A 25,006-nucleotide genomic window follows, 5' to 3' on the forward strand; every position below is an offset into this window, starting at 1 on the left:
GCACCGCGACCAGCGCGAACTGGATTATTACCGCCAGGTATCGGGCAACCTGATCCGTTTCAGTACCTCGGTTACCCACCTTGGGGACTCCTTCGAATACCTGGCCGGCCAGCTCAACCGTGATCGCGAGCATGCCGTGGAGGTTGCCAGCGCCGCGCTGGGCAATCAGCAGCGCTTCGATGACCTGCGCCACAAGGCGACTGCCATGGAAAGCGGGTTGATTGGCGCGTCGAATCAGGTCGAGACGCTGTCGGAACACTCTGCAGAAATCAACGGTATCGTCGATCTCATCGGCGGCATTGCCAGCCAGACCAACCTGCTCGCCCTCAACGCCGCCATCGAAGCGGCCCGCGCCGGGGAAGCCGGCCGCGGTTTTGCCGTGGTGGCCAGTGAGATCCGGCACCTGGCCGAACGCACCGCCCAGGCCACCAGCGACATAGTGGCGCGAATCGACGAGCTGCAGAAGATTACCGGCGCCGTGCAGCAATACATCCAGTCCCAGGGCGCGTTGGCCGAGGACTTCAGTCGGTCCACCGAGGCGGCGGTGGTGGGCATGGACCTGCTGCACAGCCTGGCCGGGGAAATGCAACGGGGAATCGAGACCTCGGCCTTCCGCGCCGGGGTGGAGCTGGCCAATCTGGACGAGCTGTCCCTCAAGTTCGTGGTGTACAACCACCTCCTGGGCAAGCGCGGCGCGCCCCTGCCGGAGCTGCCCGGCGAGCGCGATTGCCGCTTCGGCAGGTGGTACTACGGTAATGGTAGCCAGAGCATCCAGCAGTCCCAGCAATTCCGGGAGATCGAACGACCGCATACCGCAGTACACAGCGAAGGACTGGCGGCCATGCACTGCTTCAACGACGGCGCGCTGGAAACGGCCGTACAACATCTGGGCGGCATGGAAGAAGCCAACCTGGCGGTGATGCGTATCGTCGCCGACGTGATGGCCGCCTTCGAACGGCGCCAGACCAGCACCTGAGCCGACCGCTGCAGCACAAAAAGGCCGAATCTTTTGCTGCCGTACCCGTCGAACAAGGACAGCATTCTTTTATCGACGAGGGAGTACCCATGAACGACAGCGAAAACCATGTCTACCACAAGGAAGGTTGCCCCTACGCCGCCAAGGCCATCGAGCTGCTGGACAAGCAGGGCGTTTCCTACCGAGTGCATGTATTTGCCGACCCGACCGAGGAGCGCTTGTTCAAGGAGGAACACGGGGTTCAGACCACGCCGCAGGTGTTCCTTGAGGGGGAGCGTATCGGCGGTTACGACGAGTTGGCGGCGCACTTCGGCCAATAACCGCGCGGGTGGCGTGAGGCAGGTCTCACCACCTGCCCTCGGCCCGACGAACCGACGAGCGGCCTATTGCCTTTAGGGTCGGATTGATTGATTCTCTGCTGGTCAGCATTGCTGAAGTTGCACCTCAGCGACACTTCAGGGAGAACAAGAATATGCGCAGAGCATATCTGGATATGGAATTTACCAGCCTCGCCAGCCATGCCCGGTTGATCAGTCTCGCCCTCGTCACCAGTGACGGTCAGGAACTCTACCTGGAGCTCCTCGATAACTGGAAGATCGATGATTGTTCCGGGTTCGTTCAGGACACCGTGCTACCCAAGCTTGACCTGCTCGCCCATGGTCTGACGACCACCCAGGCGCGCCAGCGGCTGCGCACCTTTCTCGAGACTATCGCCCCGGTGGACATCCTGACCGCCTCGCCCCATTGGGACCAGCCCCTGCTCAAATGGCTGCTGGGCCCCGATGGGCTACCCTCTAGTGTATGCATGCGCGCCGTACCGCATGATCCAGTGACCTGGGATGAGCAACTGGAGGTGCCGCACCATGCCCTGGCGGATGCGCGCCTGTTTGCCGGCCAGCGCGAGCGCGCCTGCATGGCCTGATTGTCGAGGGGGTGACAGCGCAGGCCGACGATAGGCCGGCCTGCTTTCACACTGGAGTCCTCCATGACTCAAGCCTGGCCGCTCCCCTGGGAGCCCGACCCACGATACCGCACCCGCGTGGCGTATTTCTCCATGGAATACGCCATCGACCAGCCGCTGAAGATCTACTCCGGAGGACTGGGCTTTCTCGCTGGTTCCCATATGCGTAGTGCCTTCGACCTGCGCCAGAACCTGATCGGCATCGGTATCCTGTGGAAGAACGGCTACTACGACCAGGTCCGCCAGGATGACCAGGGCATGCGGGTGCAATTCCAGAAAAAATACTACCCCTTCCTGGTGGATACCGGCATCTGCGTTACGGTCACCGTCAATGGCCACCAGGTTTGGGTCAAGGCGTTGCTGCTGCCGGCCGAGGTGTTCGGTACCGCCCCGCTTTACCTGCTGACCACCGACATCCCGGAAAACGACTACCTGGCGCAGACCATCACCCACCGGCTGTACGATACCGAGCCCTCGACCCGCATCGCCCAGAGCATCGTCCTGGGGATGGGCGGCGCCAGGCTGGTGGAGCGCCTCGGCGGTGCGGACGTCTACCATCTAAACGAAGCCCACGCCCTGCCCCTGGCCTTCCACCTCAGGGCGCACCTGCCGGACAGCCAGGCGGTACGCCAGCGGATCGTCTTCACCACCCACACGCCGGAAAAAGCCGGCAACCCCGAACACGACCAGGTGTTCCTCCAGCGCATGGGTTTTTTTGGTGAGCTGAGTGCCGATCAGATCACCGACCTGACCGGGATGACCGGCCCCCTTTTCAGCCACACCCTGGCGGCGCTGCGCGTGGCGCGTCGCGCCAATGGCGTCTCCCGGCTGCACGGAGAGGTAGCCAATCAGATGTGGGCTAGCGAGCCGGGAACCTGTCCGATCGGTTCGGTGACTAATGCCCAGAACGCCCGTTTCTGGCAGGACCGGGCGCTACGCCACGCGCTGGATCAGGAGGACGACACGGCGCTGTTGCGCCGCAAACAGGAATTGAAGCGCGAGTTGTTCGAGGTCGTGGCAGACCAGACCGGCAAGCTGTTCGACCCCGCAGTGCTGACCATCGTCTGGGCCAGGCGCTTCGCCGCCTACAAGCGGGCCGATCTGCTCATGCATGACCTGTATCGATTCTGTCGGCTGATTGTGGACACTGAGCGACCGGTACAGTTGATCTGGGCGGGCAAGCCGTTCCCCTTCGATCAGACCGCTGTGGAGCTGTTCAACCGGCTAGTGCGGCTGTCCTACAAGACAGCGCGCTTTGCGGTCCTGACCGGGTATGAAATCCGGCTATCGCGCCTGCTGAAACAGGGCGCCGATGTCTGGCTGAATACGCCCCAGCGGCTACGCGAGGCGTCTGGCACCAGCGGTATGGCGGCCGCCATGAACGGCGCGGTGAACCTGTCGATCAGCGACGGCTGGGTCCCGGAGTTCGCCCGCGATGGCCAAAACTGCCTGCTCATCGGACCCGCTGAGCCAGGGCTGGATACCGCAGCCCAGGACCAGGCCGATTACCAGCAGCTGATGGAGATCATCGACCAGCGGGTACGCCCGCTGTATTACGACCAGCCAGAGCGCTGGCTGGCACTGGTGAAGCAGGGCATGCGCGATGTGCTGCCCCGGTTCGATTCCGATCGCCTGGCGGATGATTATTATCGCCAGCTCTATGACCAATGACGTGCGGAGGCAAACATGGCAACCGGATGGGCGCAGGACGGTGCGGTACAGGACCAGATCGACGACACCATCAAGGACGCCGTCGAGCGGGCCCGCAGCAAATTGCCGGCGGGTGAAAGCCTCAGCCATTGCGAGGAATGTGGCGAGGCCATCCCCGAGGCTCGCCGCCAGGCGGTGCCGGGCGTGCGGTTATGCGTGGCGTGCCAGTCGGCACTGGACCGAGAACAACAGGCCGCCGGCGGCTATAACCGCCGCGGCAGCAAGGACAGTCAACTGCGTTGAACCGCACCGGAGAATCCGCATGATGCACCAGCCGCAGCCCACAGGGACGTTGACGCTGACCGGTCGCGAGCCCCTGTTCATGATCATGAACGCCGGCTCCGGCAAGCACGACAGCACGGATAGACAGGCCATCATCAGGGCCGTATGCGAGGAGGCTGGGCGACATCATGAATTACTCCTGGTGCGCCAGGGCAACCAGCTCGAGGCCACTGCAAAACAGGCAGTAAAACTGGCGCGGGAACAGGCCGGTGTGGTGGTCGCCGTGGGTGGTGACGGCACCTTGCATGCGGTCTGTCAGGCCGTGGTCGGCCAGGGGGTGCCCTTCGGGGTATTGCCCCAGGGCACCTTCAACTATTTCGGGCGGGCCCACGGGATTTCCCAGGACCTTGAGCAAGCCCTACGGGACCTGCTCGATGCCCGCCTGGAACAGGTCAGCCTGGGGCGGCTCAATGGTCGCTACTTCCTGGTCAATGCCAGCGTCGGGCTCTATCCCCGACTGCTGGAGGATCGCGAAGCCTATAAACAACGCTATGGTCGCAGTCGCCTGGTGGCATTGTGGTCGGCAGTGGTTACCCTGGCCCGGGCGCATCGTCAGCTGCACCTGCAGCTGGACTACGCCGGCCAGCACCGCAGTCTGCGCACCCCGACCTTGGTGGTCTGCAATAATCCGCTGCAACTGGATCATATCGGCATCGACCCGCAACTGCCGGAGGAGTCGGATCACCTGATCGCCCTGGCCTCCCGCCCGGTGGGCACCCTGGCGCTCTATGGCCTGCTGGTGCAGGGGCTGCTGAGCCGTATGGGCGAGGCGGACAATGTCATCAGCATCGGCTTCGAAACCATGACCGCACAGCTGGGGTCGCGCCCGCGGCTGGTCAAGGTGGCCATGGATGGCGAGATCTTCCGCATGCGTACCCCGCTGCAATTCAATATCGTCCCCAAGGCGCTGCCGCTGCTGATTCCCCGCAGTGCCCCGCCGCCGGAGCACCCATGAGCCGCCTCCTGCATCTGTCGGACCTGCATTTCGGCACCGAGGACCCGGAGGTAGTGGCGGCACTCCTGCAGCTGGCCCGGGAGCAGCAGCCTGATCTGTGCCTGCTCAGCGGCGATATCACCCAGCGCGCCCGTCGCGCCCAGTTCGCCGCGGCCCGGGCCTTCGTCCAGCAACTGCCGGCGCCCGTGTTGGCGGTGCCCGGCAACCATGATCTGCCGCTGTTCAATCTGCCCCTGCGGCTCCTGAACCCCTACGGCAACTATCGACGGGCCTTCGGCCAGTCGCTGGAACCGCAGCTGGAACGGGATGACCTGCTGCTCATTGGCGTCAATAGCACCCGGCCCGCCCGGCACAAGGATGGGGAGGTCTCCGCCGCCCAGATCAAACGCGTAGCCGACCGCCTGCGTCAGGCGCGGCCGGGCCAGCTGCGGGTGATCATGCTGCACCATCCGGTGTGCGCCATTCAGCCTACGGATGTATCCAATCTGCTGATCGGTCGGGAGCAGGCTATCCCGGCCTGGGTCGACGCCGGGGCAGACCTGCTGTTGGCCGGGCATATTCACCTGCCCTACCTGACGACCCTTGGCGGCACGTCGCAGCGCCGCGCCTGGGCGTTGCAGGCCGGCACCGGGGTGTCACGGCGGGTCCGCGGCGCGGTGCCCAATTCGGTCAACCTGATCGAACATGAGGCCAGCAATGGCCAACGCCACTGCCGTATCTCACGCTGGGATTACGCCCGGGAAGACGGGCGCTTCCAGTTGCGGGGAGAGGCGCAGCAGCTGGACTGCAGCGACTGATCAGACCTCGGCGTTGTGGTAGATGTTCTGCACATCCTCGACATCGTTGAGCATGTAGATGAAGCGCTCGAACATGGGCAGGTCTTCGGCGCTGATCGGCGTCGAGGTCTGCGGCAGGAACTGAATTTCGTCCACCTCGAAATCGACATCGCCCAGGGCATCGGTCAGCGCCTGGCGGGCCTTGGCGTATTCGGTGTGCGGGGTAAATACCGTGATGACGCCAGCCTCGTTCTCGATGTCGGTCACGTCCACATCCGCCAGCATCAGCGCTTCCAGTACCGCTTCCTCGTCATCGCCCTTGAAGGCCAGGATCGCGCAGTGGTCGAACATGTGGCTGACGCTGCCGGGGGTGCCCATCTTGCATTTGGTCTTGGTGAAACAGTGACGCACATCGGCGATGGTGCGGTTGGGGTTGTCGGTCAGGCAATCGACGATGACGATACAGTTGCCCGGGCCAAAACCCTCGTAGCGCGCGACAGCAAAGTCCTCACCGCCGCCGCCCTTGGCCTTGTCGATGGCCTTGTCGATCACATGACCGGGCACCTGGTCCTTCTTCGCGCGGTCGATCAAGCCCCGCAGGGACAGGTTGCCGTTGGGGTCAACACCGCCGGACTTGGCGCAGACATAGATCTCACGAGCATACTTGCTGTAGATCTTGGTTTTCGCATCGGCCGTTTTGGCCATGGATTCTTTGCGGTTCTGATAAGCGCGTCCCATCGTGCAACCCCGATCAAGTCAGAAAGGGGACGATTTTACGCCAGTTGCCCGGCCTTGGGATGGTTTTTTAACCGCTGGCCGGGATATATAACTGGAACCCCGACCGCTGCGCCTAGTCTGACCCTCTGACACATTCACAAACAATTTCAGGCTCCATCATGCAACGTGCTGTATCGATCTGTTTCAGCCTGGCGCTGGGTCTGCTGATGCTGGTACTGCAGGGCTGTGACCAGTGGCCGGCAGACCCCCGCGACTCGCTGAATGGCGCCCTGGAACGGGGCAGCCTGAGGGTCGGGGTGATTGCCAATCCCCCCTGGGTCGAGCTGGCCGACCCCACCTCCCCCACTGGGGTTGAAAGCGATCTGGTGGCGCAGTTCGCTGCCGAACACGACCTGGTGGTGGACTGGCAAACCGGCGGCGTGGAGGAGCAGATCGAAGCGCTGCGCGCCTATGAGCTGGATCTGCTGATCGGCGGGTTCACTCGCTCCAACCCCTGGAAGGCCGAGGTCGGCAACAGCTTCCCCCACCATGAGGATCGCGTGCTGTTGACGCCGCCAGGGGAGAATGCGCTGCTGATGGCCGTCGAGCGCTTCCTGTTCCAGCAGCAGGAGAACGAGCGATGAAAGCACGCCGGGGTTATATCCTGCCCGAGGACAAGGAGCGCCTGCTGCGCCGCGCAATTCGGCTGGAATGGATTTCCCTGTTTCTCACCCTCACCATTGTTGTCGCCATGTACCTGACCATGGGCTCGTCCCAGGCGATGAAGATGGCCCTGCTGGAAGACCTGCTGGCGTTCGTGCCGCCGGCGGTGTTCCTGCTGGCAATGCGTATCCGCAGGCGACCGCCGGACGAGAGCCATCCCTACGGTTACAGCCGGGCAATCCTGCTGGCTTTCCTGGCGGCCGCTGTGGCCATCCTGATGTTCGGCCTGTTCATGCTGATGGATTCGCTGTCGTCGCTGATCAAGCGGGAACATCCCAGTATTGGTCACTTCCAGCTGTTCGATTGGCAGTACCAGATCTGGGGCGGCTGGATCATGATCGCGGCCCTGGTATACGCGATGATTCTTCCGGTGATCCTCGGGCACCTGAAAATGCCCCTGGCCGAGGCGCTGCACGAAAGCACCCTCTATGCCGACGCGGACATGAACAAGGCCGACTGGATGACCGCGGCGGCGGCCATCGTCGGTATCCTGGGTATTGGCCTGGGGTTCTGGTGGGCCGATTCGCTCGCCGCTGCAGTCATCTCATTGGACGTGCTGAAGGACGGTGTTACCCATGTGCGCAAGGCCATGTTCAACCTGATGGACCAGCGCCCGACCGAAACCATCGGCAACAAGCCGCTGGGCCTGGAGGACCTGATCGCCGAAACCCTGCTGCGCGAGCCGGACATTCTCGATGCCGCCTCCCGCCTGCGTGAAGAAGGGCACATCGTCGGTGGCGAGATCTTTGTGGTATTGGCACCCGGGCAGGCCAACGTCGCCCGCCGGGTGCAGGAGATAGCAGAACAGGCCCGCGCCCTGGATTGGCGGCTGTATGACCTGATCGTGATGCCGGTTGAAGTCATAGAACGCTAGAGAGAACAGTGCCATGTGGACACCTACCCCACCCCGTTTGCAATCGCCCTCCGCCAGCTCGACCTTCTGGTGGTGCCGTCCCTTCGCCGCGCCCAGCGCACCAGCCTCACCGGTCAGCCGCACCCGCCCGCTGCCGGCCTGGCGCAAGAAGGCCCTGCTGTAGCATCCGCCCCGCTGCGGGGATCCAGGGCTGCGTGTTATCATGCGCGCCGGCACGCCCGCGCTGCGTGCGGTCCTTTATTGCCCTTTCCCATGCTGAGCAGACCCCATTCCCGTGCAATCCTCCAGCCCTACTTTCGACGTGATCATCCTCGGCGCCGGCGCCTCCGGCCTGATGTGTGCCGCCACCGCTGCCCAGCGCGGACGGCGGGTCCTGGTACTGGAAAAGGCCAACAAGGTCGGCAAGAAGATTCTCATGTCCGGGGGTGGCCGCTGCAATTTCACCAACTACCAGGTGGAGCCCGACAACTTCCTGTCGGCCAACCCGCATTTCTGCAAGGCCGCCCTGAAGCGCTATACCCAGTGGGACTTCATCGGCATGGTGGAACGCCACGGCATCGAATATGAGGAGCGCAAGCATAGCCAGCTGTTCTGCCGCCATTCGGCGCGGGATATCCTCGATATGCTGCTCGACGAATGCCACCAGGCAGGCGTCGAGATTCGCACCCACTGCGAGGTGACCGAGGTGCAGGCTCTGGATACCCACCACCCTCGCTATCGTCTGCTCGGGCGCCAGGGGCAACAGCCCCTGCGGCTGGACTGCCAGTCGCTGGTGGTGGCCACCGGCGCGCTGTCCATACCCACCCTGGGCGGCAGCGGCATCGGCTATGACATCGCCACCCAGTTCGGCCTGCCATTAGTACCCCGCCGTGCCGGCCTGGTGCCCTTCATGTTCAGCGATACCATGAAGTCGGTCTGCGAGCGGCTATCGGGCCTGGCACTCGAAGTGAGCGTTGAGTGCAATGGCCAGAGCTTTACCGAAAACATGCTGTTCACCCACCGCGGCATCAGCGGACCGGCAATGTTGCAGATTTCCAGCTACTGGCACCCGGGCGATACCCTGACCATTGACCTGTTGCCGGGCGTAGACACCTTCAACTGGCTGCGCGAAGCCCGGCAGCAACAAGGCAAGCAGCTCCTGAAGACTCTACTGGCCCAGCGGCTCGGCCGCGCGCTGGTGGCCGAACTGCTGCAGCTATGGTGGCCCGATGCACCGGCCAGGCCGCTGGCGGATTACAGCGACAAGCAACTGCAGGGCGTCGCCGCCCAGCTCCAGGGCTGGGCCCTGAAGCCCTCAGCCACCGAAGGCTATCGCACTGCGGAAGTTACCCTCGGCGGGGTAGCCACCGAGGCGATCAGCTCGAAAACCATGGAAGCCCGGGACTGCCCGGGGCTGTATTTCATCGGCGAGGTACTGGATGTCAGCGGCCATCTCGGCGGCTTCAACTTCCAATGGGCCTGGTCATCCGGCTATAGCGCCGGGCTCGCCGTCTGAACGGCCTACCGCCGCGCCACAGGGCGGCAAGTATCAGCAGCACTGCCGCCCCGTAGATCAGATTCAGGAACAACTGCGGATGGCGGCTGTAGAAACTGCCGCCGGTTTGCGCATCGAAGGGCACATCTACAATCAACTCGTCCCGATTGAACGCTGCGCTGGTAGCCAGGCGCCGCCCATTGGGCGCTGATACCACCGATGGGCCGTTATTGATCAGATGGGCCATCGGCAGGCGATTCTCCACGCCGCGCAGTATCGACATGTTGCCGTGGTGGAAGGGCTGGGTCGTCTCGCCAAACCAGTTGTCCTGAGACAGGAACAGCAGCATCTTGCCGGCCCCATCCCCCCGGATCGCCTCGGCCACAAAGTCGGGGAACGCCGCTTCGTAACAGACCTTGGGAACCACCCGCATGCCATCCAGATTGAAGGCAACATGCTCCTTGCCTGCGCCCAACGGGCGCAGGAAATCACCGAACACCAGGTCCGTGATCCCTTTGAGCACCGGCCACGACCAGGGCTCGGGGAGATATTCACCGAAGGGCATGCGCAGCATCTTGCGGTACTGGGAGGTCAGCTCGCCCTGCCGATCCAGCAGCGCCACGGTATTGAAACTGACCCGCTCGGCATCCACCCAGCGCCGCTCCACATCATGGAAGATCAGCGGCACCCCATGCTTGGCGAGCGTCGCCGCATAACTGTCGCGCACACTGTAGTTGTCAAAAAAGCCCTTGTAGCGCGCTTCAGGCCAGGCGACCCACTGGGCACCCGCGGCCACCAGCCGCTCGGTCGCCGCCAGTTCCGGCGGGCGCTCACGGCTGAAGCCCGGCGCCGGGGCGGGGATGTCCAGCGTAACGGCATCATTGGGTTGCACCAGGCCGATCCGGCGCGTATCCCACTGCGCCATGCGCCGGTCCCATTCGTAGAGGCTGGCGTAGCCATAGCCAAACCATAGCGCGACCGCCGCCCAGGCCAGTCCCTGGGCAATACCCGAATAGGACACCAGGGGCGAGCGGCGGGGCGTCAGCAGGCGAAACACCAGCACGTTGAAGAGCAGCATCAGTGCATCCAGCCCGGCGGCCCCCGTCAGTTCGATGCCCTGCAAGGCTGGCAGGAAGTCGACCTGGCCGTCGGCAAAGTGGGTCTTGAACAGCATGGGGTAGAGGGCCATGACCGCCACCATGGTCGCCGGGAAGGCGAGCAGGTCCCAACCACCCAGGCGGTTGACCAGCCAGCGATAACCCAAGCAACCCAGCCCGACGACCAGCCCCAGGTAGCCCCAGAACAGCAGGGCCAGCAACTGGCTCGACAGCGGACTGATCTGCTTGAGATTGACCATGAAGTCGGCCAGCCAGTAACTGCCACCGGCGAAGCAAATCGCCCCGGCAAACCAGCCAAGCCACAGGGCCGCGGCCGCCCCCGTGCCGCGCAGGGCAAATAGCAGCGGCACCCAGGCAAACCAGCCGACCCAGTACAGGTCGCTATTCAGCCAAGGTACGCAGAGCAAAAAGCCGCTCATTCCGGCCAGCAGCAGTCGCAGAAGAACCTGACTATACCGGGCGGGCAGCGGGGACGTGGCGTCCAGGGGAAAGGGGCTTGAACTCTGGGTCATGGCTTCGATGTTAGCAGGGGTTTACCGGACCCTAAAACGTGAGCTGTTCTAGGACAATACCCTATTTGAGTGACGTCGATCGCCTCAAGCGATGAAATATTGACACTCTTAACGTAATCACCAAGAATCCATCAAATTACTGGCGCATCACATAAAGCAGTGGCAGTATGCCATAGCAGGGGTGAGCCACAGTAGGTAGCTGTAACCCTGGGGAAGGGGTTTTGTGACTGACAGGGAAAATCAGGGAACCATTCCGACCCACCCGTTTCCAAAGGCCATTGTCGGTCTGAGGCGGGCGGACACATTGGCACCCCGATTGGAACAAGGACGTGTCCTTCATCGCACCACTGTCTGCCAAAGCCGTTTTGTCACTGAAATTCGGCACCGCCGATCATGAAACGGTAACAACGAATTATGAGTAATAAACGAGGCTGGAAGTGGGCCTATAGCAAGGCGCGGAGTTATCACGTTTCTCGTTTTCAAGCCGGCTACCGGGCAACGCGGTTCTGGTTACTAGGTGATACCGGATCCTTCGTCACCCATGGTGGATTCCGCAAGTCGCGCATCAGGAACTGATCGTACGCGGTCTGCCTTCTGTTACACTGTGGCGCCTATTTCCAACAGGCCGCCACCGTGACTACCAGTAGCGTTTTCTCTTCCCTCCCGCTGCCCCCTTCCCTGCTCTCTACCATCGAGCATCTGGGTTATCAGAGCATGACGCCGGTGCAGGCGGCGGCGCTGCCGGTGATCCTGGCCGGGCAGGACCTGATCGCCCGCTCGCGGACCGGCAGCGGCAAGACCGCAGCCTTCGGCATCGGCCTGCTGGCACCCCTCAATCCCGCCTTTTTCGGTTGTCAGGCCCTGGTACTCAGCCCGACTCGGGAGCTTGCCGGGCAGACCACCACGGCCCTGCGGGCCCTGGCTCGCGGCGTTCCGAATATCAAGATCGTCACGCTCAGCGGCGGCACGCCGTTCGGCCCCCAGGCTGCCTCGCTGGAACAGGGCGCGCACATTATCGTCGGCACCCCGGGACGCATCCGGGACCACCTGCAGCGCGGCACCCTGGCCCTGGACCGGCTCAACTGCCTGGTGCTGGACGAGGCCGACCGCATGCTCGATATGGGGTTTATCGACAGCATCAGCGAGATCATCGAGGCGACGCCGGAGCGCCGCCAGACCCTGCTGTTCTCGGCCACCTACCCGCCCGGCATCGAGCGCCTGGCCGGGCAGTTTCTGCGCGAACCGCAGCAGGTGATCATCACCGAAGCCGAGCCGGTCAACCCCATCACCCAGCGCTTCTATGAAACCACTGGCGAGGACCGGATGAATGCCGTGTTGCGGTTGCTGGCGGCGGAGCGGCCCCAACCCTGCATCGTGTTCTGCCATACCCGCCAGCAGTGCCAGCAGCTGCAGCAGTTGCTGTCCACCAACGGCGTGAGCGCCCAGGCGCTGCACGGGGAGATGGAACAGCGGGAACGGGACCAGGTGCTGGCCCTGTTCGCCAACCAGAGCTGCAGCGTGCTGGTCGCCACCGACGTAGCGGCCCGGGGCATTGACGTGGAGGGGGTCGCCGCGGTCATCAACGCCGAACTGTCTCCCGACCCTGCGGTACACACCCACCGCATCGGCCGCAGTGGACGCGCCGGCCAGCCCGGCCTGGCCCTGAGCCTGGTCGCCCCGGCGGAACAGGGGCGTGCGCGCAGCATCGAGCAGCAACTCGGCCAGCCGCTGCCCTGGCATGACCTGGACCAGTTGCCGGAGCGGCTCGACAAACCGCTGCTGCCACCCATGCGTACTCTGGCCATTGGCGGCGGGCGCAAGGACAAGGTGCGCCCCGGTGACCTGCTCGGGGCGCTGACCGGCGAAGCCGGGCTGCCGGGCGACGCCATCGGCAAGATCAGCATCAGTGATTTTCAGGCGTTGGTCGCGGTGCGCTGGGATATGGCAAATACGGCGCTGGAGCGTTTGGAGGAAGGCAAGATCAAGGGGCGGCGGTTCAAGGTGCGGTTGTTGTAGGGACGCTCGTCCGGGCAACCCCATCGCGGCGAAGCGCCGCTGCTGCAAACAACCGGGTTTGCCGTAACCGGTGCTAGGGTCCTGAAGGGCGAGGCGTTCTGCGACGCCATCGCGGCGGGGCGCCGCCCCTACCGATGCACTCAGATAGTACTACGGTTTTTGTAGGAGCGGCGCCCCGCCGCGATAACGACCTCAGCCCAGCACGCGCAACCCGCGCCTGGCCTTGGGACGGGTCAGCCGACCGAATAACCAGCTTCCCACGGCCGCCGCGATCAGCAGGGCGACCAAGCCCCAGTCCTGCTCCGGGGCGACGATGAAGCCCGGCAGATACATCGCGCTGAGCTTGAAGCCCGCCCAGACGCCACCAGCGCCCGCCAGGGCAAACAACAGCCAGCGCCAGGGCCGGAATATGCGCGACAGCCCGGCGGCCACCGGCAGCAAGCACCCAAATGCCACGGCTACCAGCAGGGCGAAGGCCTGACCGAAGCCAAGCAGCGCCGGCCACGCCTGGGTGAGCCGCTCGGTCAGGCTGACCGGCACCTGCGGGGCAGACGTGCCCGCCAGCTGGAGCTGGGCCTGTACCAGGCAACCGAGGACGACCGCCACCAGGACGGCCAGCAGATAGAAAACGATAACTCGCAGTACAGCAACCGGTGACATTGTCTATTCCTTGTCAGGGCAGGTCCGGCAGGTTGCGCAGGGACTGCTCGTACCCCTGCAGATCGAAGGGTGCGTCCTGCTCCAGCATGAGATTGATATGGTGCGCCAGCACCTGGGCCATCAGGCTCAGGATCTCCTCGCGCTCATAGCCCACCAGGGTCAGCTTGTTCAAGGTTGCCTGGGTAGCCGGCGGCTCGCCGGCGATCAGCTGATTCTCGACCGCCTCGAGCAGCTTTTCATGGGCGAAGGCGTCATCAGGCGCCTCATCGGATGAATGCATGTGTCGGACTCGCGTAAGGGGCGCCGGGACGGGTGCCCGGCGCCAGCACGGATCAGTTGACCTTGGGGTCCAGCTCGCCGCTGGCGTAGCGCTGGTACATGGTCTCGAGGTTGATCGGCTTGATGCTGGATGCATGGCCGGCGGTGCCGAAGGCTTCGTAACGGGCGATACAGACGTCGCGCATGGCCTTGACCGTTTCACTGAAGAATTTGCGCGGGTCGAACTCGCTCGGGTGCTGGGCCATGTAGCGGCGGATGGCGCCGGTGGAGGCCAGGCGCAGGTCGGTGTCGATGTTCACCTTGCGCACGCCGTACTTGATGCCTTCGACGATCTCCTCGACCGGCACACCGTAGGTTTCCTTGATGTCGCCACCGTACTCGTTGATGATCGCCAGCCACTCCTGCGGCACCGAGGAGGAGCCATGCATGACCAGGTGGGTGTTGGGGATGCGCTCATGGATCGCCTTGATGCGGTCGATCGCCAGGATGTCACCTGTCGGCGGCTTGGTGAACTTGTAAGCGCCGTGGCTGGTGCCGATGGCGATGGCCAGGGCGTCCACCTTGGTCTGCTTGACGAAGTCAGCCGCCTCTTCCGGGTCGGTCAGCATCTGGCTGTGGTCCAGGATCCCTTCGGCACCGATGCCGTCCTCTTCGCCGGCCTGTCCAGTTTCCAGGCTGCCCAGGCAACCCAGCTCGCCTTCCACGGACACGCCGCAGGCATGGGCCATCTCGACGGTGCGACGGGTCACATCGACGTTGTACTGGTAATCGGTCGGCGTCTTGCCGTCCTCACCCAGGGAACCGTCCATCATCACCGAGGAAAAGCCCAGCTGAATGGAGCGCTGGCAGACCGCCGGGCTGGTGCCGTGGTCCTGGTGCATGCACACCGGAATGTGGGGGAATTCTTCAATGGCGGCCAGGATGAGGTGGCGCAGGAAAGGCGCACCGGCATACTTGCGGGCACCGGCGGAGGCCTGCACGATCACCGGCGAGTCGGTCTTGTCGGCCGCTTCCATGATGGCGCGCATCTGTTCCAGGTTGTTGACGTTGAAGGCCGGGACGCCGTAGCCGTGCTCGGCGGCGTGGTCCAGCAGCTGGCGCATGCTGATCAAAGCCATGATCTTTCTCTCCGTAAATGAATATCCGACAAAGCTTCAAGCCATAAGCTCCAAGCCTCAAGCAGCAAGCGGCGACTACCCGGCCGCCTGCCATATAAAACGCTGATCCTGCGAACAGCTTACAGCTTGGCGCTGGCAGCTTGAAGCTCCAGCACTTCTACCGCAGGCAGGACCTTGCCTTCCACGAACTCCAGGAAGGCGCCACCACCGGTGGAAATATAGGAAATACGCTCGGCTACGCCATACTTGTCGATGGCCGCCAGGGTATCGCCGCCGCCGGCAATCGAGAAGGCATCACTGTCGGCAATGGCCTGGGCCAGGGCCTTGGTACCCTCACCGAACTGATCGAATTCGAACACCCCGACCGGGCCATTCCACAGGATGGTGCCGGCGGATTTCAGCAGTTCGGCAAACTGGGCAGCCGTCTGCGGGCCGATATCCAGGATCATGTCGTCCTCAGCTACCTCGGCCACCAGCTTGACGGTCGCTTCGGCGTCCTCGGCGAAGGCCTTGGCCACCACCACATCCACCGGCAACGGCACGCTGACCTTGGCGGCGATGGCTTTCGCCGTGTCCACCAGGTCCGCCTCGTACAGCGACTTGCCGACCGGCAGGCCGGCAGCGGCCAGGAAGGTGTTGGCGATGCCGCCGCCGACAATCAGCTGGTCGCACTTTTCCGCGAGGGCGTTGAGTACATCCAGTTTAGTCGACACCTTGGAGCCGGCGACAATGGCTGCCATCGGCTTGGCCGGCCGGTCCAGCGCCTTGCCCAGGGCCTCCAGCTCGGCCGCCAGCAGCGGGCCGGCACAGGCGACCTTGGCGAACTTGGCCACGCCATGGGTGGAGCCCTGGGCGCGGTGCGCCGTGCCGAAGGCGTCCATCACGAAGACGTCGCACAGAGCAGCATACTGCTGCGCCAGCCCGTCGGTGTTCTTCTTCTCGCCGGGGTTGAACCGTACGTTCTCCAGCAGTACCACCTGGCCCGGCTCCACCTGCACACCACCCAGATAGTCCCGCACCAGCGGTACGTCGCGGCCCAGCGCCTTGCTCAAATAATCAGCGACCGGCGCCAAGCTGTTTTCCTCACTGAAAACGCCCTCCTCGGGGCGGCCCAGGTGTGAACAGACCAACACCGCGGCGCCCTTCTCCAGCGCCAACTTGATGGTCGGCAGGGCGGCCAGAATACGCGCATCGCTCTTGACCTGGCCGTCCTTGATCGGCACGTTCAGGTCTTCACGGATCAGCACCCGCTGGCCTTGGAGATCCAGCTCATTCATGGTGAGTACGGTCATTCAGGGGTTCCTTGTCGAATTATTGATCAATCTTGCCGATTCGCTTGCCGCAACCAGAACTCCGCCACATCCAGCATGCGGTTGGCGAAGCCCCATTCGTTATCGAACCACACCAGCAGATTGACCAGCCGTGGGCCGGCCACCCGGGTCTGACTGCCGTCGACAATGGCGGAATGCGGGTCATGGTTGAAGTCACAACTGGCGTGCTGCAGCTCGGTATAGTCCAGCAGCCCACGATACTGAGACTCAGACGCGGATTTGAGCAGACGGTTCACTTCTGCCGCGCTGGTATCGCGCCGGGTCTGCAGGGTGATATCCAGCGCCGAGACGTTGACCGTCGGCACGCGGATCGCCTTGGCCTCGACGCGCCCCGCCAACTCCGGCAGCAACCGCTCTATACCGCGGGCCAGACCGGTGGACACCGGGATCACCGACTGGAATGCCGAGCGCGTCCGGCGCAGGTCGGCATGATGATAGGCGTCGATCACCGGCTGGTCATTCATCGCCGAGTGGATGGTGGTGATGGAGACGTAGTCCAGGCCGATCAGTTCATCGAGCAGGCGCAGCACCGGCACGCTCGCATTGGTGGTGCAGGAGGCGTTGGAGACCAGGCGGGCCTCGGGATCCAGCGTCTGGTGATTGACGCCGTAGACCAGCGTGGTGTCCACGGCGGCGGCATTGGCCATCGGCTGGGAGAACAGCACCCGCGGCGCACCGGCCGCAAGGAATCGCTCGGCATCCTCGCGGGAAGTGTACTGCCCTGAACACTCCAGCAGCAGGTCGATATCCAGCGCCTGCCAGTCGACATCCTCGGGACGGGGTGCGCAGAGCACCTGCACGCACTGGCCGTTGATGTGCAGGCAGTCCCCTTCCACCCGTACTTCCCCGGGGAAGCGCCCGTGGGTCGAATCGAAGCGGGTGAGATACTCGACACTGGCCTGATCGGCCAGGTCGTTGAGGGCGACAATCTGCATATCGCTGCCGCCACGTTCATGCAGTGCACGCAGCACACAGCGCCCGATACGGCCGTAACCGTTGAGGGCGATGCGCAGGGGGCGGTGACTCGAGGGCATGGTCAGCAGCTCGGTTGAAGCCGCAAGCCGAAAGTGGCAAGCGCAAGCTACATAGGTTCAGCTTGGCGCCTGCCGCTTGTCGCTTGCCGCTGGGGTCAGTCTTCCAGCAGCTCTTCAGCCACCGCCAGGATGTTGTCGACGGTAAAGCCGAACTCCTCGAACAGCTGGCCTGCCGGGGCCGACTCGCCGTAGGTGTGCATGCCGACGATGCGACCATCCAGACCCACGTACTTGTACCAGTAATCGGCATGAGCCGCTTCGATGGCGATCCGCGCGCCGACTTCCAGCGGCAGTACGGCCTGGCGGTATTCGGCGTCCTGCTGGTCGAATACGCTGGTACAGGGCATGGACACCACGCGGACCTGGCGGCCCTGCTCGGTGAGCTTTTCCCAGACCTGCATGGCCAGCCCGACTTCCGAACCGGTGGCGATCAGAATCAGTTCCGGCTCGCCCTCACAACCCTTGAGCACATAACCGCCACGGGCGATGGCCGCCTCGGTTTCGTGGTCGCGCAGATGGCACGGCAGGTTCTGGCGCGAGAAAATCAGGGCGCTGGGGCCGTCCTGGCGCTGCAATGCGTGCTTCCAGGCCACCGCCGACTCGACGGTATCGGCCGGGCGCCAGGTATCCAGGTTCGGCGTGGTGCGCAAGCTGGTCAATTGCTCGACCGGCTGGTGGGTCGGGCCGTCTTCGCCCAGGCCGATGGAGTCATGGGTGAACACGTAGATCACCCGCTGCTTCATCAGCGCCGACATGCGTACCGCGTTACGCGCGTATTCCATGAACATCAGGAAGGTCGCACCGTAGGGAATCAGGCCGCCATGCAGGGCCACGCCATTCATGATCGCGGCCATACCGAACTCGCGCACGCCGTAGTACATGTAGTTGCCCGAGGCGTCTTCTTCGACCACCGGCTTGCAGCCGTCCCACAGGGTCAGGTTGGAGCCGGCCAGGTCGGCCGAGCCGCCCAGCAGCTCCGGCAGCAGCGGGCCGAAGGCGTTCAGGCAGTTCTGGCTGGCCTTGCGGCTGGCGATGTTCTCGCCCTTCTCGGCCACCGCGCGGATATAGGCGGAGGCCTTCTCGTCGAAGTCCGCGGGCAGCTCGCCGGCCATGCGGCGGGTGAACTCGGCGGCCAGCTCGGGGAATTCGGCCTGGTAGGCGGCAAATTTCTCGTTCCACTGCTGCTCGGCCTGGCTACCGGCGTCCTTGGCGTCCCACTCCGCATAGATATCGGCGGGAATTTCGAAGGGGCCATGCTTCCAGCCCAGCGCTTCACGGGTCAGGGCAATCTCTGCTTCACCCAGGGCGGCGCCGTGGGAGGACTCCTTGCCCTGCTTGTTCGGCGAGCCGAAGCCGATCACCGTCTTGCAGCAGATCAGGGTCGGCTTGTCGCTCTTGCGCGCGGTCTCGATGGCAGTCTTGATCTCGTCGGCATCGTGCCCGTTGACGTTGCGGATCACCTGCCAGCCGTAGGACTCGAAACGGCGCGGGGTGTCGTCGGTGAACCAGCCATGCACTTCGCCATCGATGGAGATGCCGTTATCGTCATAGAAGGCGGTCAGCTTGCTCAGGCCCAGGGTACCGGCCAGGGAGCAGACTTCATGGGAGATGCCTTCCATCATGCAACCGTCGCCGAGGAACACGTAGGTGTCGTGATCGACGATGTTGTGGCCGGGGCGGTTGAACTGGGCGGCCATGATCTTTTCCGCGAGGGCGAAGCCCACCGCGTTGGCAATGCCCTGGCCCAGCGGGCCGGTGGTGGTTTCCACGCCCGGGGTGTAACCCAGCTCCGGATGGCCCGGGGTCTTGCTGTGCAGCTGGCGGAAGTTCTTCAGATCATCAATCGACAGGTCATAGCCGGTCAGATGCAACAACGAATAGATCAGCATGGAGCCATGGCCGTTGGACAACACGAAGCGATCGCGGTCAGCCCACTTGGGGTTGGCCGGGTTGTGCTTCATGAAGTCGCGCCACAGCACCTCGGCGATATCCGCCATACCCATGGGCGCACCCGGATGGCCGCTGTTGGCTTTCTGCACCGCATCCATGCTGAGGGCACGAATGGCATTGGCTCGGTCACGACGACTGGGCATGGACTACTCCTGTGATTTCAAGACAGAGGGCGAACCGGGATGAAGGTCGGCAGGCCGGGAAATAAAGGCGGGCATTTTCGCCCAAACTGGGGCTACGGGCAATGAAAACCCCGACACCCTGGCCTAAACACCCTCTTTGCGAGACGAATGGGCCTGGCCGACCACCTATATCAAAATATTTTGATATAGGCATTGCGCTTGGTCGGGGGCTTCACTACACTGCCCGGCATGAATGAACCAGCACGGCTTTTGCCCCGCAGTGACTCCGCCACCGAACACCTGGCCCTGTTCTGCAAGGCGGCCGGTGATCAATTGCGCCTGGATATCCTGCGGGCATTACGCACCGATTCCTTTGGCGTACTGGAGCTGGCGCAGATTTTCGGCATGCGGCAGTCAGGCATCAGTCACCATTTGAAGGTATTGGCCACCGCCGACCTGGTGCGAACCCGCCGCGAGGGCAACTCGATCTTCTATCGGCGCAGCCTGCCCGATGCCGGCAGCCACTGGCGCCAGCTGCATGAGCAACTGTTGAACGGCCTCGATGCCCTGCCCCTGGAACCGGCGCTGAGCGAGGCGATTGCGGCGGTCCACAGCCAGCGCGGCGAGGTGTCCCGGCAGTTCTTTGCCCGCTTTGCCGACGGCACCCCAGCTCAACAGGATCTGATCGCCCATTTCGGCCTGTATCGGGAACCGCTGCTGGGGCTGATTGACAGCCTGGCCCTGCCGGCCACCGAACTGGCCATCGAAGTGGGCCCCGGTGAAGGCGGTTTTCTGCCGGATCTGGCGCGCCGCTTCGACCGGGTGCTGGCGCTGGATAACGCGCCGGCTATGCTGGAGCGGGCGCGGCAGCAGTGTGTCGATGCGGGCCTGGATAATGTCGACTGCCTGCTGGCCGATGCCTTGCAGCCCCAGGCGCTGCCGGCCGCGGATTGCCTGGTGAGCAATATGGTGCTGCACCACATGCCGGCCCCGGCCGAGGCGCTGCGCCGCTTCGCCGACCTGCTCAAGCCGGGCGGCACCCTGGTGCTGACCGAGCTGTGCAGTCACGACCAGAGCTGGGTAAGGGATACCTGCGGGGATCTCTGGCTGGGCTTTGATCAGGACGACCTGGCCCGCTGGGCTGGCAACGCCGGACTGGAGATCGGCAGCAGCCTGTACATGGGCCTGCGCAACGGTTTCCAGATCCAGCTGCAACAATTTACCAAGGGCCTCCGGTGATGCGTCACCGCGCTGCCCGTCCCCTGTCAACGAAAGGGCTGTGACCATGAGCGAATACTCGATTTTCACCTCCGAATCGGTCTCCGAAGGCCATCCGGACAAGCTGGCCGACCAGATTTCCGACGCAGTGCTGGATGCCATTCTCGCCGAGGATAAATTTGCCCGCGTGGCCTGCGAAACCATGGTGAAAACCGGGGTTGCCATCGTTGGTGGCGAGATCACCACCAGCGCCTGGGTCGACCTGGAGGACCTGGTGCGCAGCGTCATCAAGGATATCGGCTACACCTCCTCCGAGGTCGGTTACGACGCCGATACCTGCGGCGTGATCAACATCATCGGCAAGCAGTCACCCGATATCGCCCAGGGTGTCGACCGGCAGAAGCCGGAAGACCAGGGTGCCGGTGACCAGGGCCTGATGTTCGGCTACGCCAGCAACGAGACCGATGTGCTGATGCCCGCCCCCATCACCTTCGCCCACCGGCTGGTCGAGCGCCAGGCCGAGGTGCGCAAGAACGGCATGCTCAACTGGCTGCGCCCGGATGCCAAGTCCCAGGTCACCTGCCGCTATGACAATGGCAAGGTGGTGGGCATCGACGCCATCGTGCTGTCGACCCAGCACAACCCGGACATCGAGCAGGCCGACCTCCGTGAGGCGGTGATGGAGACCATCATCAAGCACGTGATTCCGGCCGAGCTGCTGCATGCCGACACCCAGTACCACATCAACCCGACCGGCAAGTTCGTTATCGGCGGGCCGGTGGGTGACTGCGGCCTGACCGGGCGCAAGATCATTGTCGACACCTACGGCGGCATGGCCCGCCATGGTGGTGGCGCCTTCTCCGGCAAGGATCCGTCCAAGGTTGACCGCAGCGCCGCCTATGCCGGGCGCTACGTAGCCAAGAACATTGTCGCCGCCGGCCTCGCCGAGCGTTGCGAGATCCAGGTGTCCTACGCCATCGGCGTGGCCCAGCCGACCTCGATGTCGGTCAACACCTTCGGTACCGGCAAGATCAGTGATGAGCAGATCGTGAAGTTGGTGCGGGAACACTTCGACCTGCGGCCCTATGCGATCACCCGCATGCTCGACCTGCTGCACCCGATGTACCGCGCCACCGCGGCCTACGGTCATTTCGGTCGCAACCCGTTCGAGATGACCGTGGGTAATGACACCTTCACCGCCTTCCCCTGGGAGAAGACGGACAAGGCCGAGGCGCTGCGCTCAGACGCCAAGGTCTGACCGCAGCAGCATCCGCCCGGGAATCAGCGGCGGAAATTGTCGTGGCAGCCCTTGCAGCTCTGCTGCACGGCGGCGAAGGCTGGGGTTACCTGTTCAGGCGTTTCCACGCCCTGCTCGGTGACCGCAGCCAGCTCGGCTACCGCCTTGCGGTAACGATCGATCGCCTGGGCAAAGCCCTCGGGGTTGGTCCAGACCTCGGGCAGCGCATCATGCTTCTGCTTGGTGTCGCCCGGCTCGGGGAAGTGCGCCCAGGGCGCTTCGACATTGGCCGCCAGGGCCTGGGCATGGACAGCAAAGGCCTCGCCATCGAAGGGCAGGCGGTCACGGAGCATGCCGCCCATCGGCTCGCTGTGTTCGAGGAACGTCTGGAACGCCGCCTGGCGCTTGCCTTCCGGCGAATCGGGATCGGTCTCGGCCGCACAGCCAACCAGGGTCAGGCCGCAGGCGGCCAGCAACAGAATTTTGGGGTTTGGAACAGCGAACATCGTTACATCCCTTGGAAATATTGAAGGCGCTATCTTAACGCGTCTTCCACCAGAAACTGATTGGAGAAAAGTATGAGCGCAGTTATCCAGAGCAATTTCGCCGACTACAAGGTGGCTGACATCAGCCTGGCCGACTACGGCCGTCGCGAAATCATCATCGCCGAATCCGAGATGCCGGCGCTGATGGCCATGCGTCGCAAGTACCAGGCCGAGCAGCCGCTCAAGGGCGCGCGCATCCTGGGTTGCATCCACATGACCATCCAGACCGCCGTGCTGATCGAGACCCTGGTGGCCCTCGGCGCTGAAGTGCGCTGGTCCTCGTGCAACATCTTCTCCACCCAGGATCATGCGGCGGCTGCCATCGCCGCGGCCGGCATTCCGGTGTTTGCCTGGAAGGGTGAGACCGAGGAAGAGTACGAGTGGTGCATCGAGCAGACCATCCTCAAGGATGGCCAGCCCTGGAATGCCAACATGGTGCTGGACGACGGCGGTGACCTGACCCTGATCCTGCACGAGAAGTACCCCCAGGTGCTGGAGAACGTCCACGGCGTTACCGAGGAAACCACCACCGGCGTGCATCGCCTGCTTGAGATGCTGAAGAAGGGCACCCTGAAAGTCCCGGCGATCAACGTCAACGACTCGGTCACCAAGAGCAAGAACGACAACAAGTACGGCTGCCGTCACAGCCTCAACGACGCCATCAAGCGTGCCACCGACCACCTGCTGTCCGGCAAGAAGGCGCTGGTCATCGGTTACGGCGATGTGGGCAAGGGCTCGGCCCAGTCCCTGCGCCAGGAAGGCATGATAGTGCGCGTGGCCGAAGCTGACCCGATCTGTGCCATGCAGGCCTGCATGGACGGTTTCGAGGTGACTTCGCCCTATATCGACGGCATCAACGACGGCACCGAGGCCTGCATCAACCGCGAGCTGCTGGGCAATATCGACCTGATCGTCACCACCACCGGCAACGTCAACGTCTGTGATGCCAACATGCTCAAGGCGCTGAAGAAGCGCGCCGTGGTGTGCAACATCGGCCACTTCGACAATGAGATCGACACCGCCTTCACCCGCAAGAACTGGTACTGGGAAGAGGTCAAGCCGCAGGTGCACAAAATCCACCGCACCGGCAAGGACAACTTCGATCCGGCTAATGATGATTACCTGATCCTGCTGGCCGAAGGCCGTCTGGTCAACCTGGGCAACGCTACCGGCCACCCCAGCCGCATCATGGACGGTTCCTTCGCCAACCAGGTGCTGGCACAGATCCACCTGTTCAAGCAGGGCTACGCCAACCTAGATGCCGCGGCCAAGGCCGACCTGTTGCGCGTGGAAGTGTTGCCCAAGGAACTGGACGAGGAAGTGGCACTGGAAATGGTCAAGGGTTTCGGCGGCGTCATCACCCGCATGACCCAGCAGCAGGCTGACTATATCGGCGTACCGGTCAATGGCCCGTTCAAGCCGGACACCTACCGCTACTGAAAAAGCAGCAGCTAGCCATCAGCGACAGGCTGCAAGCCGGCCGTGCATCCAGCACGATCAGCTTGTCGCTGGCAGCTGGTGGCTAGCCGCTTGAGAAGAGACGCGTCATGACGACCAATAAAAGCATTCCCGTCAGCTTCGAGTTCTTTCCAACCAAGACCGAAGCTGGCCATGAAAAACTGATCGCGGCGGCCCATGTCCTGGCTGACCAGCAACCGGAGTTCTTCTCGGTGACCTACGGCGCCGGGGGCTCGACCCGTGACCGCACCATCAATACCGTGCTGCAGCTGGACCAGCAGGTGAAGATCCCGACGGCGCCGCACTTGTCCTGCGTCGGCGACAGCAAGGAGGACCTGCGCGCGTTGCTGCAGCAATATCGCGCCGCGGGCATCCGCCGCATCGTCGCCCTGCGGGGCGACCTGCCCTCCGGTATGGGCCGCGCCTCCGGTGAACTGCGCTACGCCAACGAGCTGGTGGAATTCATCCGCGAGGAGACTGGCGATCACTTCATCATCGAAGTCGCGGCCTATCCCGAGGCCCACCCGCAGGCACGCAACTTCGAGGCGGACCTGGAGAATTTCGTGCGCAAGGCCAAGGCTGGGGCCAACAGCGCGATTACCCAGTACTTCTTCAATGCCGACTGCTACTTCCATTTCGTCGACCGGGTGCGCCGGGCCGGCGTCGACCTGCCGATCGTGCCGGGGATCATGCCGATCACCAACTACACCAGCCTGTCGCGCTTCTCTGACGCCTGCGGTGCGGAAATCCCACGCTGGATCCGCAAGCAGCTGGAGTCCTACGGCGATGACAGCGCCAGCATCGCGGCGTTCGGCACTGAGGTCATCAGCCAGATGTGCGAACGCCTGGTCGCCGGTGGCGCCCCGAGCCTGCACTTCTACACGTTGAACCAGGCCGAACCAAGCCTGGCGATCCTGCGCAACCTGCCCTGAGCAGCGCTATAGGGGCGGCCGGGACGCT

Annotated in this window: 25 protein-coding genes and 1 pseudogene; 17 read left to right on the top strand and 9 right to left on the bottom strand. The window is 63.6% G+C overall.

The features are described from left to right. Window positions 1-247 precede the first annotated feature (247 nt). The 8 genes and pseudogenes from VG99_RS16450 to VG99_RS05705 form a co-directional block, all read left to right on the top strand. A pseudogene (locus tag VG99_RS16450) lies at window positions 248-484 on the top strand (methyl-accepting chemotaxis protein); the annotation flags it as partial. A 99-nt stretch (window positions 485-583) separates the two neighbouring features. Beyond that, on the top strand, window positions 584-976 hold the full coding sequence (locus VG99_RS16455) for a CZB domain-containing protein (protein ID WP_420848289.1): 393 nt from the start codon (window positions 584-586) through the stop codon (window positions 974-976). 89 nt (window positions 977-1,065) lie between these two features. Continuing rightward, on the top strand, window positions 1,066-1,296 hold the full coding sequence (locus VG99_RS05680) for a glutaredoxin family protein (protein WP_044498747.1): 231 nt from the start codon (window positions 1,066-1,068) through the stop codon (window positions 1,294-1,296). A 152-nt stretch (window positions 1,297-1,448) separates the two neighbouring features. Further along, window positions 1,449-1,898: a hypothetical protein gene (locus VG99_RS05685; protein WP_044498748.1), complete on the top strand. Its 450-nt coding sequence runs from the start codon at window positions 1,449-1,451 to the stop codon at window positions 1,896-1,898. A 63-nt stretch (window positions 1,899-1,961) separates the two neighbouring features. After that, a complete protein-coding gene (gene glgP, locus VG99_RS05690) occupies window positions 1,962-3,608 on the top strand; it encodes an alpha-glucan family phosphorylase (RefSeq protein ID WP_204216690.1) in 1,647 nt (548 codons plus the stop codon). 15 nt (window positions 3,609-3,623) lie between these two features. Beyond that, window positions 3,624-3,890 carry a DksA/TraR family C4-type zinc finger protein gene (locus VG99_RS05695; protein ID WP_044498750.1) on the top strand — a complete coding sequence of 89 codons (267 nt, stop codon included), beginning with the start codon at window positions 3,624-3,626 and terminating at the stop codon, window positions 3,888-3,890. A 19-nt stretch (window positions 3,891-3,909) separates the two neighbouring features. Next, window positions 3,910-4,884: a diacylglycerol/lipid kinase family protein gene (locus VG99_RS05700; RefSeq protein WP_158023880.1), complete on the top strand. Its 975-nt coding sequence runs from the start codon at window positions 3,910-3,912 to the stop codon at window positions 4,882-4,884. Next, window positions 4,881-5,681 (top strand): metallophosphoesterase family protein, encoded by an 801-nt coding sequence (locus VG99_RS05705; protein ID WP_044498752.1) that lies wholly within the window; start codon window positions 4,881-4,883, stop codon window positions 5,679-5,681. The genes VG99_RS05700 and VG99_RS05705 overlap by 4 nt, the downstream gene beginning before the upstream one ends. On the opposite strand, the gene VG99_RS05710 is transcribed toward VG99_RS05705, so the two are convergent. Next, window positions 5,682-6,398, bottom strand: a complete 717-nt coding sequence (locus VG99_RS05710; RefSeq protein WP_044498753.1) for a YebC/PmpR family DNA-binding transcriptional regulator — start codon at window positions 6,396-6,398, stop codon at window positions 5,682-5,684. Between the two features lie 158 nt (window positions 6,399-6,556). Between VG99_RS05710 and VG99_RS05715 the strand changes: the two genes are divergently transcribed. The 4 genes from VG99_RS05715 (at window position 6,557) to VG99_RS05725 (ending at window position 9,469) form a co-directional block, all read left to right on the top strand. Beyond that, window positions 6,557-7,021: a transporter substrate-binding domain-containing protein gene (locus VG99_RS05715; RefSeq protein ID WP_044498754.1), complete on the top strand. Its 465-nt coding sequence runs from the start codon at window positions 6,557-6,559 to the stop codon at window positions 7,019-7,021. Continuing rightward, window positions 7,018-7,974, top strand: coding sequence for a cation diffusion facilitator family transporter (locus VG99_RS05720; protein ID WP_044498756.1), 957 nt, complete (start codon window positions 7,018-7,020; stop codon window positions 7,972-7,974). Before VG99_RS05715 ends, VG99_RS05720 begins: the two co-directional genes overlap by 4 nt. A gap of 13 nt (window positions 7,975-7,987) precedes the next feature. After that, entirely contained in the window at window positions 7,988-8,137 is a 150-nt protein-coding gene (locus VG99_RS16020) for a hypothetical protein (RefSeq protein WP_158023881.1), read from the top strand. A gap of 111 nt (window positions 8,138-8,248) precedes the next feature. Beyond that, entirely contained in the window at window positions 8,249-9,469 is a 1,221-nt protein-coding gene (locus VG99_RS05725) for a BaiN/RdsA family NAD(P)/FAD-dependent oxidoreductase (RefSeq protein ID WP_082049993.1), read from the top strand. On the opposite strand, the gene lnt is transcribed toward VG99_RS05725, so the two are convergent. Next, complete coding sequence (gene lnt / locus VG99_RS05730) at window positions 9,417-11,078, bottom strand: apolipoprotein N-acyltransferase (protein ID WP_082049994.1); 1,662 nt, start codon at window positions 11,076-11,078, stop codon at window positions 9,417-9,419. The genes VG99_RS05725 and lnt overlap by 53 nt on opposite strands. A 633-nt stretch (window positions 11,079-11,711) precedes the next feature. Between lnt and dbpA the strand changes: the two genes are divergently transcribed. Further along, window positions 11,712-13,094: an ATP-dependent RNA helicase DbpA gene (dbpA, locus tag VG99_RS05735; RefSeq protein WP_044498758.1), complete on the top strand. Its 1,383-nt coding sequence runs from the start codon at window positions 11,712-11,714 to the stop codon at window positions 13,092-13,094. Between the two features lie 192 nt (window positions 13,095-13,286). Here the strand turns inward: dbpA and VG99_RS05740 are convergent, their stop codons facing one another. The 6 genes from VG99_RS05740 to tkt form a co-directional block, all read right to left on the bottom strand. After that, a complete protein-coding gene (locus VG99_RS05740) occupies window positions 13,287-13,754 on the bottom strand; it encodes a hypothetical protein (RefSeq protein WP_044498759.1) in 468 nt (155 codons plus the stop codon). A 13-nt stretch (window positions 13,755-13,767) separates the two neighbouring features. Beyond that, the gene (locus VG99_RS05745; protein ID WP_044498760.1) at window positions 13,768-14,034 is read right to left on the bottom strand and encodes a hypothetical protein; all 267 of its coding nucleotides are present in this window, start codon (window positions 14,032-14,034) and stop codon (window positions 13,768-13,770) included. 52 nt (window positions 14,035-14,086) lie between these two features. Continuing rightward, window positions 14,087-15,151 (bottom strand): class II fructose-bisphosphate aldolase, encoded by a 1,065-nt coding sequence (gene fba, locus VG99_RS05750; RefSeq protein ID WP_044498762.1) that lies wholly within the window; start codon window positions 15,149-15,151, stop codon window positions 14,087-14,089. Window positions 15,152-15,270: 119 nt separating this feature from the next. Then, a complete protein-coding gene (locus tag VG99_RS05755; RefSeq protein WP_044498763.1) occupies window positions 15,271-16,443 on the bottom strand; it encodes a phosphoglycerate kinase in 1,173 nt (390 codons plus the stop codon). Window positions 16,444-16,469: 26 nt separating this feature from the next. Next, window positions 16,470-17,516, bottom strand: a complete 1,047-nt coding sequence (gene epd / locus VG99_RS05760; protein ID WP_044498765.1) for an erythrose-4-phosphate dehydrogenase — start codon at window positions 17,514-17,516, stop codon at window positions 16,470-16,472. 95 nt (window positions 17,517-17,611) lie between these two features. Further along, window positions 17,612-19,609, bottom strand: coding sequence for a transketolase (gene tkt, locus VG99_RS05765; RefSeq protein WP_044498766.1), 1,998 nt, complete (start codon window positions 19,607-19,609; stop codon window positions 17,612-17,614). A 228-nt stretch (window positions 19,610-19,837) separates the two neighbouring features. On the opposite strand from tkt, the gene VG99_RS05770 reads away from it, so the two are divergent. Beyond that, entirely contained in the window at window positions 19,838-20,827 is a 990-nt protein-coding gene (locus tag VG99_RS05770; protein ID WP_044501468.1) for an ArsR/SmtB family transcription factor, read from the top strand. Between the two features lie 46 nt (window positions 20,828-20,873). Further along, window positions 20,874-22,064, top strand: a complete 1,191-nt coding sequence (gene metK / locus VG99_RS05775) for a methionine adenosyltransferase (protein ID WP_044498767.1) — start codon at window positions 20,874-20,876, stop codon at window positions 22,062-22,064. Between the two features lie 23 nt (window positions 22,065-22,087). Here the strand turns inward: metK and VG99_RS05780 are convergent, their stop codons facing one another. After that, on the bottom strand, window positions 22,088-22,549 hold the full coding sequence (locus VG99_RS05780) for a c-type cytochrome (RefSeq protein ID WP_044498768.1): 462 nt from the start codon (window positions 22,547-22,549) through the stop codon (window positions 22,088-22,090). 72 nt (window positions 22,550-22,621) lie between these two features. On the opposite strand from VG99_RS05780, the gene ahcY reads away from it, so the two are divergent. Together ahcY and metF are read left to right on the top strand one after the other, a co-directional pair. Next, entirely contained in the window at window positions 22,622-24,028 is a 1,407-nt protein-coding gene (gene ahcY / locus VG99_RS05785; RefSeq protein ID WP_044498770.1) for an adenosylhomocysteinase, read from the top strand. A 107-nt stretch (window positions 24,029-24,135) separates the two neighbouring features. Further along, window positions 24,136-24,978 (top strand): methylenetetrahydrofolate reductase [NAD(P)H], encoded by an 843-nt coding sequence (gene metF, locus VG99_RS05790; RefSeq protein WP_044498771.1) that lies wholly within the window; start codon window positions 24,136-24,138, stop codon window positions 24,976-24,978. Window positions 24,979-25,006: the final 28 nt, after the last annotated feature.

Origin of the sequence: Pseudomonas saudimassiliensis (assembly GCF_000939975.1) — a bacterium.
Classification (GTDB): domain Bacteria; phylum Pseudomonadota; class Gammaproteobacteria; order Pseudomonadales; family Pseudomonadaceae; genus Halopseudomonas; species Halopseudomonas saudimassiliensis.

What these genes read in the sequence shown, in the direction of transcription:
- VG99_RS16455 (WP_420848289.1), top strand. Translation starts at nt 584, where the DNA reads ATGCAACGGGGAATCGAGACCTCGGCCTTCCGCGCCGGGGTGGAGCTG.
- VG99_RS05680 (WP_044498747.1), top strand. Translation starts at nt 1,066, where the DNA reads ATGAACGACAGCGAAAACCATGTCTACCACAAGGAAGGTTGCCCCTAC.
- VG99_RS05685 (WP_044498748.1), top strand. Translation starts at nt 1,449, where the DNA reads ATGCGCAGAGCATATCTGGATATGGAATTTACCAGCCTCGCCAGCCAT.
- glgP (WP_204216690.1), top strand. Translation starts at nt 1,962, where the DNA reads ATGACTCAAGCCTGGCCGCTCCCCTGGGAGCCCGACCCACGATACCGC.
- VG99_RS05695 (WP_044498750.1), top strand. Translation starts at nt 3,624, where the DNA reads ATGGCAACCGGATGGGCGCAGGACGGTGCGGTACAGGACCAGATCGAC.
- VG99_RS05700 (WP_158023880.1), top strand. Translation starts at nt 3,910, where the DNA reads ATGATGCACCAGCCGCAGCCCACAGGGACGTTGACGCTGACCGGTCGC.
- VG99_RS05705 (WP_044498752.1), top strand. Translation starts at nt 4,881, where the DNA reads ATGAGCCGCCTCCTGCATCTGTCGGACCTGCATTTCGGCACCGAGGAC.
- VG99_RS05710 (WP_044498753.1), bottom strand. Translation starts at nt 6,398, where the DNA reads ATGGGACGCGCTTATCAGAACCGCAAAGAATCCATGGCCAAAACGGCC.
- VG99_RS05715 (WP_044498754.1), top strand. Translation starts at nt 6,557, where the DNA reads ATGCAACGTGCTGTATCGATCTGTTTCAGCCTGGCGCTGGGTCTGCTG.
- VG99_RS05720 (WP_044498756.1), top strand. Translation starts at nt 7,018, where the DNA reads ATGAAAGCACGCCGGGGTTATATCCTGCCCGAGGACAAGGAGCGCCTG.
- VG99_RS16020 (WP_158023881.1), top strand. Translation starts at nt 7,988, where the DNA reads ATGTGGACACCTACCCCACCCCGTTTGCAATCGCCCTCCGCCAGCTCG.
- lnt (WP_082049994.1), bottom strand. Translation starts at nt 11,078, where the DNA reads ATGACCCAGAGTTCAAGCCCCTTTCCCCTGGACGCCACGTCCCCGCTG.
- VG99_RS05740 (WP_044498759.1), bottom strand. Translation starts at nt 13,754, where the DNA reads ATGTCACCGGTTGCTGTACTGCGAGTTATCGTTTTCTATCTGCTGGCC.
- VG99_RS05745 (WP_044498760.1), bottom strand. Translation starts at nt 14,034, where the DNA reads ATGCATTCATCCGATGAGGCGCCTGATGACGCCTTCGCCCATGAAAAG.
- fba (WP_044498762.1), bottom strand. Translation starts at nt 15,151, where the DNA reads ATGGCTTTGATCAGCATGCGCCAGCTGCTGGACCACGCCGCCGAGCAC.
- VG99_RS05755 (WP_044498763.1), bottom strand. Translation starts at nt 16,443, where the DNA reads ATGACCGTACTCACCATGAATGAGCTGGATCTCCAAGGCCAGCGGGTG.
- epd (WP_044498765.1), bottom strand. Translation starts at nt 17,516, where the DNA reads ATGCCCTCGAGTCACCGCCCCCTGCGCATCGCCCTCAACGGTTACGGC.
- tkt (WP_044498766.1), bottom strand. Translation starts at nt 19,609, where the DNA reads ATGCCCAGTCGTCGTGACCGAGCCAATGCCATTCGTGCCCTCAGCATG.
- VG99_RS05770 (WP_044501468.1), top strand. Translation starts at nt 19,838, where the DNA reads ATGAATGAACCAGCACGGCTTTTGCCCCGCAGTGACTCCGCCACCGAA.
- metK (WP_044498767.1), top strand. Translation starts at nt 20,874, where the DNA reads ATGAGCGAATACTCGATTTTCACCTCCGAATCGGTCTCCGAAGGCCAT.
- VG99_RS05780 (WP_044498768.1), bottom strand. Translation starts at nt 22,549, where the DNA reads ATGTTCGCTGTTCCAAACCCCAAAATTCTGTTGCTGGCCGCCTGCGGC.
- ahcY (WP_044498770.1), top strand. Translation starts at nt 22,622, where the DNA reads ATGAGCGCAGTTATCCAGAGCAATTTCGCCGACTACAAGGTGGCTGAC.
- metF (WP_044498771.1), top strand. Translation starts at nt 24,136, where the DNA reads ATGACGACCAATAAAAGCATTCCCGTCAGCTTCGAGTTCTTTCCAACC.